Origin of the sequence: Anaerotaenia torta, assembly GCF_050433395.1 — a bacterium.
GTDB classification, from domain to species: domain Bacteria; phylum Bacillota; class Clostridia; order Lachnospirales; family Lachnospiraceae; genus Mobilitalea; species Mobilitalea torta.
The window spans coordinates 173,122-193,033 of sequence record NZ_JBNPXH010000006.1; the positions used below are offsets into that span (position 1 = coordinate 173,122).

Annotated in this window: 19 protein-coding genes; 18 read left to right on the forward strand and 1 reads right to left on the reverse strand. The window is 47.5% G+C overall.

Annotated features, from left to right (window positions below; all coding sequences use genetic code 11):
* The first annotated feature begins 8 nt into the window (after nucleotides 1-8).
* Nucleotides 9-1,289 (forward strand): glycoside hydrolase family 140 protein, encoded by a 1,281-nt coding sequence (locus HNQ56_RS11655; protein WP_429146052.1) that lies wholly within the window; start codon nucleotides 9-11, stop codon nucleotides 1,287-1,289.
* Between the two features lie 331 nt (nucleotides 1,290-1,620).
* On the opposite strand, the gene HNQ56_RS11660 is transcribed toward HNQ56_RS11655, so the two are convergent.
* Nucleotides 1,621-1,863, reverse strand: coding sequence for a hypothetical protein (locus HNQ56_RS11660; protein WP_429146055.1), 243 nt, complete (start codon nucleotides 1,861-1,863; stop codon nucleotides 1,621-1,623).
* Between the two features lie 69 nt (nucleotides 1,864-1,932).
* On the opposite strand from HNQ56_RS11660, the gene HNQ56_RS11665 reads away from it, so the two are divergent.
* The 17 genes from HNQ56_RS11665 to alaS all read left to right on the forward strand — a co-directional run bounded on the left by HNQ56_RS11665 (nucleotide 1,933) and on the right by alaS (nucleotide 19,741).
* Complete coding sequence (locus HNQ56_RS11665; protein WP_429146058.1) at nucleotides 1,933-2,682, forward strand: 16S rRNA (uracil(1498)-N(3))-methyltransferase; 750 nt, start codon at nucleotides 1,933-1,935, stop codon at nucleotides 2,680-2,682.
* Nucleotides 2,683-2,713: 31 nt separating this feature from the next.
* Nucleotides 2,714-3,517, forward strand: coding sequence for a GTP pyrophosphokinase (locus HNQ56_RS11670; protein WP_429146061.1), 804 nt, complete (start codon nucleotides 2,714-2,716; stop codon nucleotides 3,515-3,517).
* Between the two features lie 18 nt (nucleotides 3,518-3,535).
* The gene (locus HNQ56_RS11675; protein ID WP_429146064.1) at nucleotides 3,536-5,110 is read left to right on the forward strand and encodes an RsmB/NOP family class I SAM-dependent RNA methyltransferase; all 1,575 of its coding nucleotides are present in this window, start codon (nucleotides 3,536-3,538) and stop codon (nucleotides 5,108-5,110) included.
* A gap of 29 nt (nucleotides 5,111-5,139) precedes the next feature.
* Nucleotides 5,140-5,865, forward strand: a complete 726-nt coding sequence (locus tag HNQ56_RS11680) for a pseudouridine synthase (protein ID WP_429146067.1) — start codon at nucleotides 5,140-5,142, stop codon at nucleotides 5,863-5,865.
* A 40-nt stretch (nucleotides 5,866-5,905) separates the two neighbouring features.
* Nucleotides 5,906-6,556 carry an HAD family hydrolase gene (locus HNQ56_RS11685; RefSeq protein WP_429146444.1) on the forward strand — a complete coding sequence of 217 codons (651 nt, stop codon included), beginning with the start codon at nucleotides 5,906-5,908 and terminating at the stop codon, nucleotides 6,554-6,556.
* A gap of 114 nt (nucleotides 6,557-6,670) precedes the next feature.
* Nucleotides 6,671-7,711: an RluA family pseudouridine synthase gene (locus tag HNQ56_RS11690; RefSeq protein ID WP_429146070.1), complete on the forward strand. Its 1,041-nt coding sequence runs from the start codon at nucleotides 6,671-6,673 to the stop codon at nucleotides 7,709-7,711.
* Between the two features lie 2 nt (nucleotides 7,712-7,713).
* Nucleotides 7,714-8,268: a Holliday junction resolvase RecU gene (locus tag HNQ56_RS11695; protein WP_429146073.1), complete on the forward strand. Its 555-nt coding sequence runs from the start codon at nucleotides 7,714-7,716 to the stop codon at nucleotides 8,266-8,268.
* Between the two features lie 146 nt (nucleotides 8,269-8,414).
* On the forward strand, nucleotides 8,415-8,891 hold the full coding sequence (locus tag HNQ56_RS11700; RefSeq protein ID WP_429146075.1) for an LURP-one-related/scramblase family protein: 477 nt from the start codon (nucleotides 8,415-8,417) through the stop codon (nucleotides 8,889-8,891).
* Between the two features lie 424 nt (nucleotides 8,892-9,315).
* Nucleotides 9,316-9,888, forward strand: coding sequence for a GNAT family N-acetyltransferase (locus HNQ56_RS11705; RefSeq protein ID WP_429146077.1), 573 nt, complete (start codon nucleotides 9,316-9,318; stop codon nucleotides 9,886-9,888).
* 9 nt (nucleotides 9,889-9,897) lie between these two features.
* Nucleotides 9,898-10,356 carry an NUDIX hydrolase gene (locus HNQ56_RS11710; protein WP_429146080.1) on the forward strand — a complete coding sequence of 153 codons (459 nt, stop codon included), beginning with the start codon at nucleotides 9,898-9,900 and terminating at the stop codon, nucleotides 10,354-10,356.
* A 274-nt stretch (nucleotides 10,357-10,630) separates the two neighbouring features.
* Nucleotides 10,631-11,893: an ATP phosphoribosyltransferase regulatory subunit gene (gene hisZ, locus HNQ56_RS11715; protein WP_429146083.1), complete on the forward strand. Its 1,263-nt coding sequence runs from the start codon at nucleotides 10,631-10,633 to the stop codon at nucleotides 11,891-11,893.
* Nucleotides 11,894-11,907: 14 nt separating this feature from the next.
* A complete protein-coding gene (hisG, locus tag HNQ56_RS11720) occupies nucleotides 11,908-12,582 on the forward strand; it encodes an ATP phosphoribosyltransferase (protein ID WP_429146086.1) in 675 nt (224 codons plus the stop codon).
* Nucleotides 12,579-13,868, forward strand: coding sequence for a histidinol dehydrogenase (gene hisD / locus HNQ56_RS11725; protein WP_429146089.1), 1,290 nt, complete (start codon nucleotides 12,579-12,581; stop codon nucleotides 13,866-13,868). Before hisG ends, hisD begins: the two co-directional genes overlap by 4 nt.
* Before the next feature lie 251 nt (nucleotides 13,869-14,119).
* Nucleotides 14,120-14,713 (forward strand): imidazoleglycerol-phosphate dehydratase HisB, encoded by a 594-nt coding sequence (hisB, locus tag HNQ56_RS11730; RefSeq protein ID WP_429146092.1) that lies wholly within the window; start codon nucleotides 14,120-14,122, stop codon nucleotides 14,711-14,713.
* An 81-nt stretch (nucleotides 14,714-14,794) separates the two neighbouring features.
* Complete coding sequence (gene hisA, locus HNQ56_RS11735; RefSeq protein ID WP_429146095.1) at nucleotides 14,795-15,520, forward strand: 1-(5-phosphoribosyl)-5-[(5-phosphoribosylamino)methylideneamino]imidazole-4-carboxamide isomerase; 726 nt, start codon at nucleotides 14,795-14,797, stop codon at nucleotides 15,518-15,520.
* A gap of 22 nt (nucleotides 15,521-15,542) precedes the next feature.
* Nucleotides 15,543-16,826 (forward strand): bifunctional phosphoribosyl-AMP cyclohydrolase/phosphoribosyl-ATP diphosphatase HisIE, encoded by a 1,284-nt coding sequence (gene hisIE, locus HNQ56_RS11740; protein ID WP_429146098.1) that lies wholly within the window; start codon nucleotides 15,543-15,545, stop codon nucleotides 16,824-16,826.
* A gap of 272 nt (nucleotides 16,827-17,098) precedes the next feature.
* Entirely contained in the window at nucleotides 17,099-19,741 is a 2,643-nt protein-coding gene (alaS, locus tag HNQ56_RS11745) for an alanine--tRNA ligase (protein ID WP_429146100.1), read from the forward strand.
* Nucleotides 19,742-19,912 lie beyond the last annotated feature (171 nt).

Consider the following 19,912-nt stretch of genomic DNA (forward strand, 5'->3'; position numbering starts at 1 on the left):
ATGAATGAATGCAGAGATTATGTGTAAGCGATAATCGAAGGTTTTTAACCCTGGAGGATAAGACGCCCTTCTTTTGGCTGGGGGATACTGCGTGGGAATTGTTCCATAAGCTCAGTCTGGAGGAAATCGATTATTACCTTCGAACCAGAGCAGGACAGGGTTATAATGTAGTACAGGCCGTACTGCTGTCCGAGCTGGATGGTATTCATACCGGTAATTATTATGGTAAAAAACCCTTGGGCGAAACGGAGCAGGGCTATGATCCGGCATTGCCATTGTTAGAGGGAGAATTCTCCTATTGGGATATGGCAGACGCTGTAATTGAGATGGCCGGGAAACATGAGATCTATCTGGCTCTGCTGCCTTCCTGGGGCGATAAATGGAATCTGGCGCAGGGAGCGGGCCCGGTAGTTTTTAATGAGGACAATGCCTATGCCTACGGACGCTTCTTGGGGCAAAGGTATCGAAATTGTAATAATATAGTATGGGTGATGGGAGGAGACCGGGATCTTCATACCCTGAAGCATTTTCATATCATTGAAGCTATGGTGAAGGGAATCAAGGATGGAGGAGCTGCTCAGCTAATGACCATGCATCCCATGGGATGTAAAAGCTCTTCCCATTACTTTCATGAAGCGAAGTGGCTGGATTTTAATATGCTGCAGTCCAGTCATGGCAGCAGGAATTACCCGAACTATAGGATGGTTGAAACCGATTATCATAAGATGCCCGTCAAACCGACCCTGGATGGAGAGGCCCGCTATGAGGATATTGCAGTAGGCTTCCAGCCGTCCAATGGATATTTTGATGAGCACGATGTGAGGCAATCGGCTTACTGGGCGGTATTCTCGGGAGCTTTTGGCTATACCTACGGGCATAATAGCATCTGGCAGATGATTAGATCGACGGAGATTAATGAGACATACATTATGGATTGGAAGAGAGCGCTTACCCGAGCCGGAAGCAGGCAAATGATCTTTCTGAAGGAGTTGATGCAGAAATACTCCTGTTTCGACTGGGTGCCTGCCTCCTATTTGGTGAAAAACAACCCTGACGGTGCAAATCATATGACGGTATGCAAGGGCAGCGATTATATCATGGTGTATTCGCCCAATGGAGTACCTTTTGAATTCATTAATGATATGGATTTCAAACCGATAAAATCTCTCCGCTGGTTTTGTCCCAGGAATGGGGAGATCCTGATACAGTCAGAAAGTGTTTCTGAATCTGGTAAAATGATACCGCCTTCCGCCGGAAGAGGGCAAGATTGGGTATTGATCATAAGATAAGGTAAAATACTTGGCTCTGTCGCAGCACGTCGAAAGAAGGGCAGGCCGCCAACTAAGAGGCTTTTCTCCGGAATCATGCCGATGGCTCCGGTCAGGAAGTCTTTATAAGCAATTCTTTTGTCTCCGGTAATCCATTGCCCCTCATGCTCCCAAATTTCTTGCTGCTTCTGTTTTGTCAAAACATCTTTGGCGTCCTCACGCAGGGGACGCCCTTTCTGAATATTCACAATCATTGTTGCCTGGTCAAGCATCTTTTTGATTTCCTTAATATTGTTAGTAGACAATACAAAGATATTAGTATCAACATAAATCTTGTATGTCTTTGCGTAATCTATATCAGCTGCCGTAATTTCAATTTCAAGCTCGTTGGAATACAAAGCATTTGCTCCGTAATGATTTCTTCGGTTATACCATCCGGTTCGGCTTTTGCTTCTTCCGCCAAATCGGCAGCAAAAGCTGTCATAGAAAATACGAAAACCTCGAAAAGGGATAGTAAAATCCCGAAGAAAAGGTAAACAGCAGAATACAGTACAGACGGAGGCTTACATAAATTAATAATTTTATCGTTGAACATATGTTCTTAATGGGGTATAATGAATAGAGATGGCATATTTTAAAATTTCAATAAAATCAGGGAGCAGCTATGCATCGCTTTTATGTAGAGAAGGAACAGATTGCAGATCACACCGCGGTCATTACCGGCCCGGATGTCAATCATATCAGGAATGTTCTGCGTATGAGAGCCGGGGATGAAATAATAATTTGTAATGGACAAGGAAAAGATTGTTATTGTATAATTAATAGGGTGTCCGAGAAGGAAGTGATTGCCGAGGTACAGTCGGTACAGGATACCGGTACCGAGCTGAAGGCGGGAATCACCCTGTTCCAGGGGCTGCCAAAGCAGGATAAGATGGAGCTTATTATTCAAAAGGCGGTTGAACTGGGGGTCTATGAGATTGTTCCGGTGATGACCAGGCGGGTTATCGTGAAGCTGGATGATAAGAAGAAGGAAGAGAAGAAACTGGAGCGATGGCAGGCAATCGCCGAAGGGGCCGCCAAACAGTCCGGACGGGGGATCATACCGGTCATTCTGCCGGTTCAGACCTATGCCCAGGCAATGGAATATGCAAGGACCCTGGACTGCAATATCATTCCTTATGAGAATGCCAAAGGCATAGAATATACAAGAGAGATCATAAACAGCCTGTCACAATACCGCCGAATTGGGGTTTTCATCGGACCGGAGGGGGGCTTCGAGGAAGCGGAGATAGAGTATGCCGCCGAACGGGGAGTTCATCCGGTTACGCTGGGAAGGCGGATTCTGCGGACGGAGACAGCCGGAATGGCGGTTCTGTCCATGATGATGCTGGCGCTGGAGGAAGGCGGAAGGTAGGAATGAATGTTTTTTAGGAGGTAAGTTACCAATGGAGATACAGCTTTGGAGAGAGATACTCGACCCTTATGCCCTGGCGGTGGATGAATTGATTATTAAATTCAACCATATCATTGATGAATATAAGCATGTGGGTGCTTATTCACCGATTGAGCAGGTGACAGGCCGTGTAAAAACGATATCAAGTATTCTGGAGAAAGCCCAGAAGAAGAATTTTGAGTTGGGCCAGTTTGAGGAAATGATTGACGATATTGCAGGAATTCGTATCATCTGCCAGTTTGTTGAAGATATTTACAAGGTGGTGGATATTATTAAGAAGAGATCCGATATGAGAATTAAGAGAGAGAAGGATTATATTAATAATATGAAAAAGAGCGGTTATCGCTCCTATCATTTGATTGTTAATTATGATGTGGAGACTCTGAAGGGAAAGAAGGAGCTTCAGGTAGAGATACAGATCCGAACCCTGGCAATGAATTTCTGGGCAACCATTGAACATTCCCTTCAATATAAGTATAAGCAGAATATGCCGGAGCATATCAGGGAGCGCCTGACTTCGGCGGCGGAGGCAGTCCTGATTCTTGATCAGGATATGTCGGTGGTCCGGGATGAGATTATGGATGCGCAGAATTCCTTTACGGTTAAGGCGAATATCGTGGCAGATATTCTTACCAATATACAGAACCTGTATAAGGTGGCGAAAAAGCAGGAGGTCATCTCCATTCAGGATGAATTCTTCCGCATCTACCAGAACGGAGACCAGGAGGAGCTGACCAGGTTCAGTCAGGAGCTGGATATGATATCTGCCCGCTACCGCGCCCAAAGCCTGAGATAAGAATAACGGAGAGAGAGAATGAATTTACCAAAATCTTTTGAGGACAGAATGAGAAAACTTTTAGGGGCTGAATATGAGGAATATCTGGCGTGTTATACCAAGCCGCATTATGGCGGAGTGCGTATCAATACGCTGAAGACAAGCCCAGAAGAATTCGAGGATATCTGTCCTTTTGAATTGAAACGAATCCCCTGGATTGAAACGGGGTACTATTACGATATACAGGAGCAGCCGGCTAAGCATCCCTTCTATTACGGGGGAGTGTACTATATCCAGGAGCCCAGCGCCATGACACCCGCCAGTCTGCTGCCGGTGGAGCCTGGAGATAGGGTGCTGGATATCTGCGCCGCACCCGGCGGCAAGAGCACGGAGCTGGGAGCCCGGCTGAAGGGGCAGGGCGTGCTGGTATCCAATGATATCAGCAATTCCAGAGCAAAGGCGTTATTGAAGAATATTGAACTGTTCGGTATCCGCAATGCCTTGGTGCTGTCGGAAGCGCCTAACAGGCTGGCGGAATATTTTGAAGGATATTTTGATAAGATACTGGTTGATGCCCCCTGTTCCGGTGAGGGGATGTTCCGTAAAAGCCCCGCCATTATAAAGAACTGGGAGCAGTATGGGGTGGAATATTACAATAAATTACAGAAAGAGATCATACTCTTTGCGGCGAGGATGCTGAAACCGGGAGGATATATGCTTTACTCCACCTGCACCTTTTCCCCGGAGGAGAATGAAGGTACCATTGCCTATTTGATGGAGCAGTGTCCCGAATTTCACGTGGTGCCGGCGCTTCCGGGAGGACGGGCTGCCAGCTATGAGGGATTTGACCGGGGCAGGCAGGAATGGCTTAAGGAATTGGAGAATCCCCCTCAGCTGGCCAAGGACCGGGAACAGGAGCTGGCTCACGGGATACGGCTATGGCCCCATAAGATAGAGGGAGAGGGTCATTTTATCATTCTGCTGCATAAGGATGAGAGTGATTCCGTGGGTTGGGAAAGAGCAGAAGCTGGGAGAGTGACTGCGCCTTCCGAGAGAACAGGGGAGAAAAGAGCGGCTGTGCCCTTAGAGAGAATAGGAGGAAGAGCGGCTGAGCTTTCAGACAGAACAGGGAACAGCAGAGGACAGGCAGGACGGCAGAAACAATTGACGGGAAGCCAGAAGCAATTGGGAAGCCAGGGGCTTCTGACCGAGGAGGCGATGGACTTTATTCGCAATATTAAGTTTCCAGTCAGGGAAGAGCTGCTGCATGTCCATGAGGACCGGGTATATTTGCTGCCCGAAGGCTTGCCCAATCTGAAGGGGCTTCGCATTCTTCGCCAGGGGCTGCTGCTGGGTGAGATGAAGAAGCAGCGTTTTGAACCCTCTCAGGCGCTGGCCTGTGCTTTGACCGTCGAGGATTATGGCAGGGTGCTTCGATGGAAGGCGGAAGATCCCAATGTGATCCGTTATCTCAAGTGTGAAGCCATCGATGTGGGAAGAGAGCTTGAGGATGGCTGGTACCTGGTCTGTGTGGAGAAGTTCCCACTGGGCTGGCTCAAGGCAGCGAAGAATAGCTATAAGAACAAGTACCTCCCCGGTTGGAGATGGGTTTAAGCGTTCTATATCATAGATGGAGATGGAAAATGGCAGAACAGTTACGTCTGGATAAATATTTAGCTGATATGGGAATCGGCACCAGAAGCGAGATTAAGGAATGGATCCGCAAAGGAAGAGTGACGGTGAATCATTCTATTTGCAAGAGGCCCGAGCAGAAGATAGAGATTAAAACCGATCATGTGACTTTTGATGATAAAGAAGTGTGCTATACAAAATATCAATACATCATGCTTCACAAGCCTGCCGGTGTGGTGTCGGCAACGAATGATAAACTCAGCACCACCGTGCTGGATCTTATCCAAGATAAGAAATGCAAGGATTTATTTCCTGTGGGAAGGCTGGATAAGGATACGGAAGGGCTGCTGCTCATCACCAATGACGGTGAGCTGGCTCATCAGCTTCTGTCTCCTAAAAAGCATGTGGATAAGGTGTACTATGCGAAGGTAAAGGGCAGAGTGGTGGAAGAGGACCGGAGGAGGTTCCTGGAAGGTGTGGATATTAAGGATGCGGAGCTGACGCTTCCGGCCAGGCTTAGGATTCTTGTCTCCGGTGAACTGTCCGAAATTGAGCTGACAATTCAGGAAGGCAGATACCACCAGGTCAAGAGAATGTTTGAGGCTGCGGGCAAGGAAGTGGTCTATCTGAAGCGCCTGTCCATGGGAAGCCTGGAGCTGGACCCGAATTTGAAGCCGGGAGAATACAGGAAATTAACAGAGAATGAATTAGAACAATTGAGGAAACAGCAGGTATGAACGGAGGCATCCGATTCATTGTACTGGAATGGAGATTGTCATGTTAAAGGATATCGATGCGGTAATATTTGATTTAGACGGAACCCTGGTGGATTCCATGTGGATGTGGAGAAGGATTGATATTGAATACCTTGCCCGGTTCGGCCTGGATATGCCGGAGGATTTGCAGAAAAGTATAGAAGGGATGAGCTTTTCTGAAACGGCAGTATATTTTAAAGAACGCTTTCAGCTTCCTGACAGTGTGGAGCAGATTAAGCAGGACTGGAATGAAATGGCCTGGGAGAAATACAGGAATGAGGTGCCTGTCAAGGAGGGCGTTATGAAATTCCTGCGTTACCTAAGGCAGGAAAGGATTCCGGCAGGGATCGCCACCAGCAATTCCAGGGAGTTAGCGGAAACGGTACTGAAAAAGCATGATATGGAAGAATATTTCACATCGATCCGCACCTCCTGTGAGGTTGCCAAGGGCAAGCCCTTTCCCGACATCTACCTTTTGGTGGCGGAGGACCTGGGAGTGGAGCCGCAGCGCTGCCTGGTATTTGAGGATGTGCTGCAGGGCGTAATGGCCGGAAAGAATGCCGGTATGAAGGTTTGCGCAGTCTATGATGAACATTCTTCAAAGGATAGAGAAGCGAAAATCAGACTTGCAGATTATTATGTTCATTCCATAAGAGAGGTTCTACATGCGTAGAATGCGGGCGGTGTATCAATGAATTGAATAATTGTATACGTTACTGAAGTTTTCTTTATCGCGTCACTCCCTTTTCGGGAGTGTGGATTGAAATATTAGTCGGAGGGATAAATCGTGAAGCAGTTTTATGTACAACAGAATGAGGCGGGACAGCGGCTGGATAAGCTGCTGGCTAAAATATTGAATAAGGCGCCGAAGAGCTTTATCTATAAGATGCTTCGCAAGAAGAATATTACCTTGAATGGAAAAAAGGCCGACGGTTCTGAGAAGCTGGCGGTACAGGACGAAATCAAGCTGTTTCTCTCCGATGAAACCGTTGCTTCTTTTCAGGAAGAAGATCAGACTACAATGGTAGAATATGAGTTGGATATCCTTTATGAGGATAAGCATATCCTGCTTTTGAATAAACCCCAGGGAATTCTGTCGCAGAAAGCGGAAAAAGGGGATATCTCCATGGTGGAGCATGTGATTTCCTATCTGATTGCCAGCAACCAGCTCACCAGAGAGCAGATGGTCAGCTTTAAGCCGTCGATTTGTAACCGGCTGGACCGGAATACTGGCGGAATACTCATTGCAGGAAAATCACTGGCAGGCCTCCAAGAGATGGCCAGGCTTTTGAAGGACCGTTCCCTCGGCAAGTATTATTTGTGCATTGTAAAGGGAAGAGTGGAGCATAAAGAGCGGATGGAAGGCTATCTGAGTAAGGATGAGAGTAAGAATCAGGTGAAGGTTCTTGCCCGGCCTTCCGAGGATGCGGAATATATCTGCACGGAATATGAACCCATTGCTTATTCCGGGGATAAGCACACACCGGCAGCGGATGCTTTATCGGCGAAACAGGCTCCGTTGGCAAATTACACCTTGCTCAGAGTGAAGCTGATTACGGGAAAATCCCATCAGATCAGGGCTCATCTCTCCAGTTTGGGACATCCGATTATTGGCGACTATAAATATGGAGATCAGAAAACGAATCACTACTTTAAGATAAACTATCAGCTTACCAGCCAGCTTCTGCATTCCTATCAGATCGTATTTCCCGAGATAAAGGGGGAATTCTCCTATCTCTCCGGTAAGGTCTTTACTGCCGGACTGCCCCGGCAGTTTGAACAGATTCGGAGGGAATTATTCGACGGCAGTGAGGCAAAGGAGGGATAGGGATGCCATCATGGAACTCCAGGGGATTAAGGGGCTCCCTGTTAGAGGAGATTATTAATTATACAAACACCAGGTACCGGGACAAGGGGCTGGCACTGATACAGAAGGTACCGACGCCCATTACCCCCATTAATATCGATAAGGAGCACAGGCATATCACTCTGGCTTATTTTGAGCAGAAGAGTACGGTGGACTATATCGGGGTGGTACAGGGAATTCCGGTATGCTTCGATGCCAAGGAATGTGCGGTTGATACCTTCAGCCTGAACAATGTCCATGAACACCAGATTACGTTTATGAAGGAGTTTGAACGGCAGGAAGGAATTGCATTTTTACTGATTTATTTCAGGAAGAGGGATATTTATTATTACCTTACTCTGGACAGGCTCTGTGAATTTTGGGACCGGGCACACAACGGAGGGAGAAAGAGCTTCCGCTATGAGGAACTGGAGGATGGATATCAGATTTCCCTGCAAGGCGGGGCCTGCATTCATTATCTTCCGTTAATTCAGAAGGATTTGGAGCGTAGGGAGAATGCCAGGATGAATAGTGATTAAACAGCTTTACAACAATACCAAAAAGCAGCAGCCGAGTCTATTGATTTGTTGCAGCAGCTTAGAGGAACTGGTCCAAAAGGATACATTCGGTAATTTTCAGCATATATATTATAAAATCATAGGGTAGATGAATGAGGAGGAGAGTTATGAAGCTATACATTAAACAGAAAGTATTTTCCTGGCGCGATCAGTTTACGGTAAAGGATATGAGCGGGGATGACCGGTACTTTGTGGAAGGAGAATTGTTTTCATGGGGGAAGAAGCTGCATGTGATGGATGTTCATGGAAGGGAAGCGGCTTTTATCCAGCAAAAGCTATGGTCCTTCCTGCCGAAATACGATGTTTTTATAGACGGCAGGCACATCGCAGAGATCAGGAAGGAGTTTACCTTCCTGAGAGCACGTTATACCATTGAAGGACTTAACTGGATAATAGAGGGGAATTTTTGGGATCACCGTTATGAAATCACCCAGGGAGGCAGAACGGTGGTTTCTGTTCAAAAGGAATGGTTCACCTGGGGGGACAGCTATTCCCTTGATATTCAGTCCCCGGAGGATGAGATTTACGCACTGGCTGTTGTGCTGGTAATTGATTGTGTCACGGCGCAGCAAAGTAATAATTAAAGCTATCCGGAGGAGATTTTATGACAGATATCATTATTTGGAGTCTTGTTGCAGGAGTGATTGTATGTGGTCTGCTATTGCATATCTATGTATGGAAGTATTATCACTATATCTGTCCAAGGTGTTCCTGCCCCTTTAAGCCGACCTTTTTTCGCTCTCTTATAGCGGTTAATGCTGCGGAGCATCGGAAAATGAAATGTCCGCACTGTCATCTTGAAGGATATATGGAGGCGGTAAAGGATAAACCCAAGGGAAGAAAATGAGCGGGGAATGCCACACCTTGGCCATCGAGATTTTTACGGAGACAGGGCGGATTATGGGGTGTTCCCTATAACCGAAAGATAGTTAACAGTTTCCGGGAGCTGACCAGCATGTTAATAAAATGATTAGTACATACAAATAATCCGATAAAGAAGGTCTTAAAATGAGCACAGAGATCCAGATCAGGATGGCAACGGAGCTGGACGCAGAAGAGCTTTTAAAGGTATATGCTCCCTATGTTACGCATACGGCCATTACTTTTGAATATAAGATCCCATCCATTGCAGAGTTTTCACGGCGTATTAAGAACACTCTGCAAAGATATCCTTACATTGTTGCGGTGGAAGAGAATCACATTGTCGGCTATGCATATGCGTCCGCGTTCAAAGAGCGCGCGGCATACGACTGGGCGGTTGAAACTACCGTGTATTTGAAGCAGGACTGCCGGGGCAAGGGTTTGGGCAAACAGTTATATTTTACTTTGGAAAATATCCTTCAGCATCAGAATATTATTAATTTGAACGCCTGTATTGCATATTCCTCCGTCGGAGACAGCCATCTTGACAATACAAGCGTGGCTTTTCATGAACACCTGGGGTATTCGAAGGTGGCCCATTTTACAAAGTGCGGATATAAATTCGGCAGGTGGTATGATATGATCTGGATGGAGAAAATGCTGGGAGAACATCCGGACACTCCTGATCCGGTTATTCCAATTTCAAATATCATTTTATGAGGGGGAACTATGAATTACACACATTTGGTATCGGTTGCAGCCTTAGTAGTCAATGAAGAGAGGGAAGTGCTTTTAATTAAAAGCCCGGATCGCGGCTGGGAATATCCCGGCGGGATAGTGGAACCGCATGAAACCTTACAGGAAGCCCTCTTCAGGGAAGTAGAAGAAGAGACCGGCGTGCAAATAGAAATTATAAGCTTTGTGGGCATCAGCAAAAACCTTGACAGAGACATTGTTAATATTGATTTTGTCTGCAAATATACCGGCGGGGATTTACAGACCAGCAACGAAAGTTTAGAAGTAAAATGGGTGAGCAAAGAACAGGCCTTTGAATTAGTTCAATATCCCCTAACTCAAAAAAGATTGAAAAATATGTTGTCCTGTGAAACGAAAATGTATTGTTTCGGATTTAAAAAAGAGCCGTTTCAAGTGATGGATGAAGCGGATTATCCGATAGGATTGATGTGACCAATTCTTATGGTATAATTCTTATGGTATTCATCCCGGCTCCTATAGCGGTACGCCTGGCTGCAGATCATACTTCTTTAATTATAGAAGCGTTTGATCTGCATCTGTTTTAATTTAAATCTGTTCGGATGCGTTAAACTATAAATTAATTATGGTGTTGACATGCTTCTATTTATAAATTATAATGTAAAGCACATTATCGTGATAGCGAATTATCAAATCACCGTGATAAAGTAAAAACCAGTACAATTAAGGGAAAGGCTTGGTGCTGACCATGAAAGACAAATTACTGCATACACCGGAGGGAGTCAGAGATATTTACAATTCAGAATGCGCAACAAAATTAATGCTGCAGAATAAACTCCATCATGTGCTGGAGCATTATGGCTTTCAGGACATTCAGACCCCCAGCTTTGAATTTTTCGATATATTTAATCAGGAGAGAGGAACGGTGTCCTCGAAGGATATGTATAAATTCTTTGACCGGGACGGGGAAACCTTAGTGCTACGCCCGGACATTACTCCCTCCATAGCCCGTTGTGTGGCAAAGTATTATAAAGAAGAGGACATGCCCATCCGGCTTTGTTATATTGGGAATACCTTTATTAATAATTCCAGCTATCAGGGAAAGCTGAAGGAAGCTACCCAGCTGGGAGCGGAGCTTATGAACGACGGCAGCATAGAAGCGGATGCAGAGCTGCTGGCACTGACGGTTGAATGCCTGCTGCAGTCGGGGCTGAAAGAGTTCCAGTTAGAGATCGGCTATGCGGACTTCTTTCGTGCTCTGGTGGATGAGGCAGGCTTTACCGAGGAAGAGGAGATCACCAATCTTCGCATCCTGATCTCTAAGAAAAATATGTTTGGGGTAGAGGAGATCATCGGAGCCAGGAAGATGAGCGAGGAATGCCGGGAAATCTTTCTGAAGCTGCCGGAGCTTTTCGGAACCCTTGATATCCTGTCCTATGCCGGAGAGCTGACCTCCAACCCGCGTGCAAAGAAGGCGATTCAGCGCCTGGTTAAGATCAATGAAATTATGTCGGAATACGGTTATGAAAAATATATTTCCTTTGACCTGGGCATGCTCAGCCAGTATGACTATTACACCGGAATCATTTTCAAGGCATATACCTACGGCACCGGTGATGCGGTGGCAACCGGAGGCAGATATGACAATCTGGTGGTGCAGTTCGGCAAGGAGGCCCCGGCCATCGGGCTGGCCATTGTAATCGACCAGCTGATGCTGGCTTTGTCCAGACAGAAGCTGCTGGAAGAACCGGAGGCCCAGGATACCCTGATCCTGTTCCGGCAACAATATCGCAAGCACGCTATTTCCCTGGCAAAGCATTTCCGGAAGGATGGAATTAATACGATTCTACAGATGTCGAATGAAGAATTTTCACTGGAGCAGTATAAAGCTTATGCAAAGCGGATGAGTATCGGAGGAATTCTATTGCTGGAGAATGCGGAAGAGATTACGGTTGTGGATGTGGCTTCGGGAACGGTACAGGCTGCTCCGATGCAGGAGTTTCTTCAATAAGGAGGGAGGATATTATGAGATATATTACCATTGCTCTGGCAAAGGGCCGGCTGGCATTTCATACATTGGAGATGCTGGAGAAAATCGGAATTTCCTGTGATGAGATAAAGGATAAATCCTCCAGAAAGCTGATTTTTGTAAATGAGGAGCTGAAGCTGAAGTTCTTTCTGGCAAAAGCCAGTGATGTGCCCACTTATGTGGAGTATGGAGCTGCTGATATCGGCGTTGTGGGAAAGGATACCATACTGGAGGAAGGCCGCAAGATGTATGAGGTGGTGGACCTGGGGCTGGGCAAATGCAGGATGTGTGTGGCTGGACCCGCTTCCGCCAGGGAATTGCTGAAGCACGGGGAGCTGATCCGGGTAGCTACCAAATATCCCAATATAGCCAAGGATTATTTCTATAATAAGAAGCATCAGACCGTGGAGATTATCAAGCTCAACGGTTCCATTGAATTGGCCCCCATCGTCGGGCTCTCCGAGGTCATCGTAGATATTGTGGAAACAGGCTCCACCCTCCGGGAAAACGGACTTATGGTGCTGGAGGAGATCTGCAGCCTGTCGGCCCGTATGGTGGTCAACGAGGTAAGCATGAAGATGGAGCATGAGAGAATCTCCAAAATAATACGGGATCTGAAGGATGTTGTACAGGGAAATAACGAAGCGTTGGAAAGGGCGGGACAGATATGAGAATCGTTGAGCTGAATGCGGAAACCAGAAAGAATATATTAGAGGACCTGTTAAAGAGAAGTCCGAACCAGTATGAGCAATACGCCGATAAGGTGGCGGATATCTTAAAGGAAGTAAAGACCAGAAGGGATGAAGCCCTGTTTGAATACACAGAGAGGTTTGATAAGGCAAGAATTACGAAGGAAACGATCCGGGTTACGGAGGAGGAGATAGACGACGCATATACTAAGGTGGATTCCTCCGTCGTGGAGGTCATACGCAAGGCTATCAAAAATATTGAAAGCTATCACAGCAAACAGAAGCAGTATGGATGGTTTGATACTACGGAGAACGGAACCATCCTGGGGCAGAAGGTAACTCCCATCGCTGCCGCAGGAGTATATGTGCCGGGGGGTAAGGCAGCCTATCCTTCCTCCGTGCTCATGAATGTGATTCCGGCCAGGGTCGCAGGCGTTACCAGAATAGCCATGACCACCCCTCCCGACCGGGAAGGCAGAGTGAATCCGGGAACTCTGGTAGCCGCAAGGGAAGCCGGAGTGACAGAAATCTATAAGGCGGGAGGAGCCCAGGCAATTGCCGCTCTGGCCTATGGTACGGAGAGCATCGCCAAGGTAGATAAAATTGTTGGCCCCGGCAATATCTATGTGGCATTGGCAAAGAAAGCCGTCTACGGACATGTCAGCATTGATTCCATCGCAGGACCCAGTGAGATTCTGGTATTGGCCGATGAGACCGCCAATCCCCGGTATATTGCGGCAGATCTGCTGTCCCAGGCGGAGCATGACGAATTGGCCTCCGCAATCCTGATTACCACCAGCAAGGAGCTGGCCCGGAAGGTATCCCAGGAGGTAGACCGGTTTGTTCAGGAGCTTTCCCGCAGTGAGATGATACGCAGTTCCCTGGATAATTACGGGTATCTCATGGTGGCGGAGACCCTGGAGGACGCCATTGATGCTGCCAATGAAATTGCTTCCGAACACCTGGAAATCATGACAAAGGATGCTTTTATGGTTATGACGAAGATCAGAAATGCGGGCGCGATCTTTATCGGAGAATATTCCAGCGAGCCTCTGGGCGACTATATGGCCGGACCAAACCACATCCTGCCTACCAACGGCACGGCAAAATTCTTCTCACCCCTGGGGGTGGATGATTTCATCAAGAAGTCAAGTATCATTGCCTATTCCCGGGAAGCTCTGGAGCCGATCTATAAGGATATTGTAAAATTTGCCGATTCGGAGGGATTGACAGCACATGCCAATTCTATTGCGGTACGTTTTGAATAAGATAGGAACGCATTGTTTCGGTTCGTCGAGAAAAGAAGTTTGACATTTAATTGACGTATAGTATAATTAAAGCGGAATGAGCATGATGCGAGCGTGCTCGCGATCATGCGATTGGAGCTGAAGATCATGAACATATCTTTGTTCATGATATAATTAAAGCGGAATGAGGAAATGCAAGCTTGTTTGCGGTTTCCGACTGGAGCTGAAGATCATGAAAGAGAGAAGTATACAGAAAGTGAGGAACATGCAGGATGACCATCCGAAATGCAGTGATAAGCCGTAAGACAAGGGAGACGGAGATCGATATGGAATTTACTGTGGACGGAAGCGGCAAGGCAGAGATTGAGACCGGGGTCGGTTTCTTTGATCATATGCTGGATAGCTTTTCAAGACATGGCTTCTTTGATCTGAAGCTGGCGGTAAAGGGTGATTTATACGTGGATTCACACCATACGGTTGAGGATACCGGTATTGTTCTGGGACAGGCGATAAAAAAAGCATTAGGGGACAAGCAGGGGATAAAACGTTATGGTTCCTGCATTCTTCCCATGGATGAGAGTCTGGTGCTCTGCGCCATTGATTTATCAGGACGGCCTTATTTGTCCTATGAGCTGGATCTCACGGCAGACAGGCTGGGATATATGGAAGCGGAGCTGGTAAAGGAATTTTTCTATGCTCTTTCCTATTCGGCCGGCATGAACTTACATATCAAAAAAATCAGCGGCGGCAATAACCACCACGTGGCGGAAGCGGCCTTCAAAGCCTTTGCCAAGGCTCTGGATGAGGCCTGCGGCTATGACCAGCGGATCAGCGGGGTATTATCAACAAAGGGTTCCATGGAATAGACCTTCCTATAATGTGGGATGATAGAATATGGATCCACCGCTCATTAATTTTTAACTGCCAGGGGCAGAACGGAGGCTGATATGAAATTATTTCCGGCAATTGATATAAAAAACGGGCAATGCGTCAGACTGAGACAGGGCAACTTTCAGGATGTATTGGTATATTCTGACGTACCTTTAAAAATAGCAAAACAATGGGAAGCTGCAGGGGCTTCCTTTATCCATATAGTGGATCTGGACGGAGCTCTGGTGGGACATTCCGTGAATGATGACGTGATCAAGAGTATTGTAGCCGAGGTTAAGCTTCCGATCCAGGTGGGCGGCGGTATCCGGACGATCAAAGACATTGAGAATAAGCTGAACCTGGGAGTGGAGAGAGTAATCATCGGAACCAAGGCGGTGAAGGATCCTGCCTTTATCAAGGAAGTGGTTACCGCTTTCGGGGCGGAACGAATTGTTATCGGTATTGATGCCAAGGATGGCATGGTTGCCATTGAGGGCTGGGAGAAGGTCAGCAACTACCAGGCGACCGCTCTGGCACTGGAAATGAAGCAATATGGAGTACAGACCATTGTTTATACGGATATTTCCAAGGACGGCATGCTGCAGGGGCCGAATATTACCCATACCAAAGAGATGATTCAGATCAGCGGATTAAATATCATTGCTTCCGGCGGCGTATCCTCCATGAAGGATCTGGAGATGCTGGAGGAGATTAAGGCCTATGGGGCTATTGTGGGAAAGGCGCTGTATGAAAACCGAATTGATCTCAGGCAGGCCGTCAGTCTCTATGAGAAGATGAAGTAAAATTCCAGGAGGTATATAGAAAATGTCATACAAGAGGATAATCCCCTATATTAATGCGGAGAATGAGATCCCGGGCAATGTACGTAAGCTGGCCAGGGAATATTCCTCCGGGGGAGCGGACGGACTGCTGATTTATAATTATTCCAAGGATGAGAAATCCAGAGAAGAGTTCCTGGCGTTAGCCAAGGAGCTATCCAGAGAGATAGATATTCCTTTTATCCTGGGCTGCTATGTGCAGCGATTGGAGGATATTAAAAAAGCGATCTATACCGGTGCGGATACGGTACTGATAAAATACACCCTCTTAAACAGCAAGGAACTGCTGAAGGAGGCCGCCGGACGTTTTGGCTCCCAAAAGCTGATGGTAGAAATCGATATGATGGATTGCATGGATACCGACAATGGTAAGCCGGGCGGCACAGATATCTGTCATGCCCTGGCGGAGTACGGAGCTGGTGCGCTTCTGGTCAAGCATGTGGCACTGTCGGTGAACACCAAAGCAAAGATGGAAGCATCGCCAATTCCCGTTATCATCCGTGACAGCCTGATCCGCAATGATATCGGCAATTTGCTGGAGATACCCAATGTGACGGGCGTATCCACGAATTTTTACGAGAATAAGGATATTATGAAGGCGAAGCAGGCCCTGCAATCTGAGGGAATCCAGGTGAACACCTTTAAAAGCAAGCTTCCCTTTTCCGAGTTTAAGAAGGATACCAACGGCCTGGTACCGGTAGTTGTACAGGATTACCGTTCCAGGGAAGTATTAATGCTGGCATATATGAATGAGGAAGCTTATCAGAAGACCGTTGTGACAGGGCGCATGACCTATTACTCCAGAAGCCGTCAGGAGCTGTGGACGAAGGGGGAGACCTCGGGGCATTACCAGTATCTGAAGGAGCTGTCCCTGGATTGTGACAGCGATACCCTCCTGGCCCGGGTGCAGCAGATTGACGCTGCCTGCCACACCGGCAATTACAGCTGTTTCTTCACGGAACTGGTGAAGAAGGATTATAAGAAAATCAATCCCTTCCATGTCTTCCAGGAGGTCTATGATGTTATTCAGGAGCGGAGGAAGAATCCCAAAGAAGGCTCTTATACCAATTATCTCTTTGACAAGGGAATCGATAAGATATTGAAGAAATGCGGAGAGGAAGCCGCCGAGATTATTATTGCTGCTAAAAATCCGGATTCCCAGGAGCTGCGGTATGAGATAGCGGATTTTCTCTATCACCTGATGGTCTTAATGTCGGAATGCAATCTGGACTGGGAGGACATTACCACAGAGCTGGCCAATCGAAAATAGCGGTTCTTATACTAGGATGTGACAGGGAGTGTTATGTTAAAAGCCATGATAAGGTGCTTAGCATAACACTCCCTGCGTAAGAACGAAAATAGTGATTGAATATTTAGACAAATTATTTTATACTAAGAGCTGTCAGCATGACCGGGTGTCCCGGACAAACGCATCGTTTTCGGGGAGGAGATGCCGAAACGGTTTTGCTTCATTGACAGCTGATGCAAGTCTGTTTAAAAATTTATATGATACAAATTTATATTATACAGGAGGCAAGTAACGTGCAAACATATGGAGTAAACGAACTGAGAAAAATGTTTCTGGAATTTTTCGAAAGCAAGGGGCACCTGGTGCTTAACAGCTTTCCTTTAGTTCCTCATAATGATAACAGTCTGCTGCTGATCAATTCCGGTATGGCTCCCTTAAAGCCGTATTTTACCGGACAGGAGATCCCGCCCAGAAAGCGTGTGGCCACCTGCCAGAAGTGTATCCGTACCCCGGATATTGAGAATGTTGGCAAGACGGCAAGACATGGCACTTTCTTTGAGATGCTGGGGAACTTCTCCTTTGGCGATTATTTTAAGCAGGAAGCCATTGCCTGGTCCTGGGAATTCATGACTAAGGTAGTGGGGCTGGAAGCGGACCGTCTGTATCCTTCCGTCTATGAGGAGGATGATGAGGCATTTGAGATCTGGAATAAGGAGATCGGAATTGCACCGGAGCGGATCTTCCGCTTTGGCAAGGCGGATAATTTCTGGGAGCATGGAGCCGGTCCCTGCGGTCCCTGTTCGGAGATTTATTATGACAGGGGTATTAAGTACGGCTGCGGGAAGGAAGGTTGTACCGTCGGCTGTGACTGTGACCGATTCATTGAGATATGGAATAATGTATTCACCCAGTTTAACGGCGATGGAAAGGGCAATTACGAAGAGCTGGAGAATAAGAATATAGATACGGGCATGGGGCTGGAGCGTCTGGCTGCCGTTGTTCAGGATGTGGATTCCATTTTTGACGTGGATACCATGAAAGCAATCCGTGATAAAGTCTGTGCACTGGCTCATGTCCAGTACAAGACGGATGAGAAGAAGGATGTCTCCATCCGTAAGATTACGGATCACATCCGTTCCACCACCTTTATGGCCTCCGACGGCGTTATCCCTTCCAACGAGGGCAGGGGCTATGTTCTGCGCCGGCTTCTCCGGGGAGCTGCCCGTCATGGCAGGCTGCTGGGGATAGAGGGCAATTTCATGGCGGAGCTGGCTAAGGTTGTAATAGAGGAGCACAGGGACGGCTATCCCGAATTGGAGGAGAAGAAGGAATATATTATGAAGCTCCTCACCATAGAAGAGGAGAAATTCAATAAAACCATAGACCAGGGACTTGGAATCCTTGCCGAGATGGAGAAGGAGCTGGAGAAGAGCCGGTCCAAAGTGCTGTCCGGCGAGAACGTATTCAAGCTGTATGATACCTATGGCTTTCCTCTGGACCTGACAAAGGAAATATTAGAGGAGAAGGGCCTGGAGGTAGATGAAAAGGGCTTCCGCGCTGCCATGGAGGTACAAAGGGCCACGGCCAGAGGCGCCCGCGGGACTACGAATTATATGGGAGCGGAGGAGACCGTATACCAGCAGCTGGATGCGGCGCTTACCTCGGTATTTGTAGGGTATGAGACACTTACCCATTCTTCCCCGATTATTGCGTTAACCACGGAAACAGAGCTGGCAGATGAGCTGATCGCAGGACAGAGGGGAACCATTCTGGTTCAGGAAACCCCCTTTTATGCAACCAGCGGCGGACAGGCAGCGGATACCGGGAGCATCCGTACCAAAGAGGCGGAATTCGAAGTGGAAGACACCATTAAGCTTCCCGGCGGCAAGATCGGGCATGTAGGAACCGTTACAAAAGGTATCTTCAAGCTGGGGGACAAGGCGGAGCTAGAAGTGAACGCGGCGCAGAGAGCGGCAACGGCAAAGAATCACAGCGCTACCCATCTGCTGCAGAAAGCTCTCCGCACTGTGCTGGGAGCCCACGTAGAACAGGCTGGCTCCATGGTAAGCGAGGATCGGCTGCGCTTTGACTTCACCCATTTTTCGGCTCTTACTCCGGAGGAAATCAGCCGTGTGGAGGAACTGGTCAATGAGCAGATTTCCAACGGACTTCCGGTGAACACCAGGATCATGAACATTGAGGCGGCCAAGAAGGAAGGCGCCATGGCATTATTCGGAGAGAAATATGCCAATGATGTCCGTGTCGTATCCATGGGAGATTACAGCAAGGAGTTGTGCGGTGGCACACATGTGTCCAATACAGGCGTGATAACCGTATTCAAGATTTTATCCGAGGCAGGCATTGCCGCAGGGGTAAGACGAATCGAAGCGCTGACCGGCAACGGTGTTCTGGCTTATTACAGAGAGCTGGAGCAGGAGCTGAACGCGGCGGCCAGAGCAGCCAGGACGGAACCGTCCCAGCTGACGGCCCGTATTGAGAATTACATGGAAGAAATCAAGGCGTTAAAATCAGAAAATGAAAAATTAAAGAGCAAGCTGGCAGGCAACGCTCTGGGGGATGTCATGAACCAGGTGGCCGAGGTCAAAGGAGTCAGGCTCCTGGCGGTGAAGCTGCCGGACGTGGATATGAATGAGCTTCGCAACCTTGGCGACCAGCTGAAGGAGAAGCTGGGCGAGGGCGTCATCATCCTGGCATCCGCAACCGCACCGGATAAGGTGAATCTGCTTGCAATGGCTACAGAGGGTGCTATGGCAAAGGGAGCCCATGCGGGTAACTTGATTAAGGCATTGGCGGCTCTGGTAGGCGGTGGCGGCGGCGGCAGACCGAATATGGCACAGGCGGGCGGTAAGAACGCGGCGGGTATTGATGCTGTGATTTCTGCTGCGCAGGAGGCACTGGGCAGCCAGATAAAATAGTTTAATAGTTTATTTGTGTTTTGATGTAGGCTTGTTTTTATTACAAATGTCTGGTTTTACTTTGTAGTATACTTATAATACACAATCTACCAAAAACACTTGACAATCTTCAAATGTGGCACTATAATCATTTTAGTGCTATTCAAAAAATACCCAAACAGTTGTTTACGC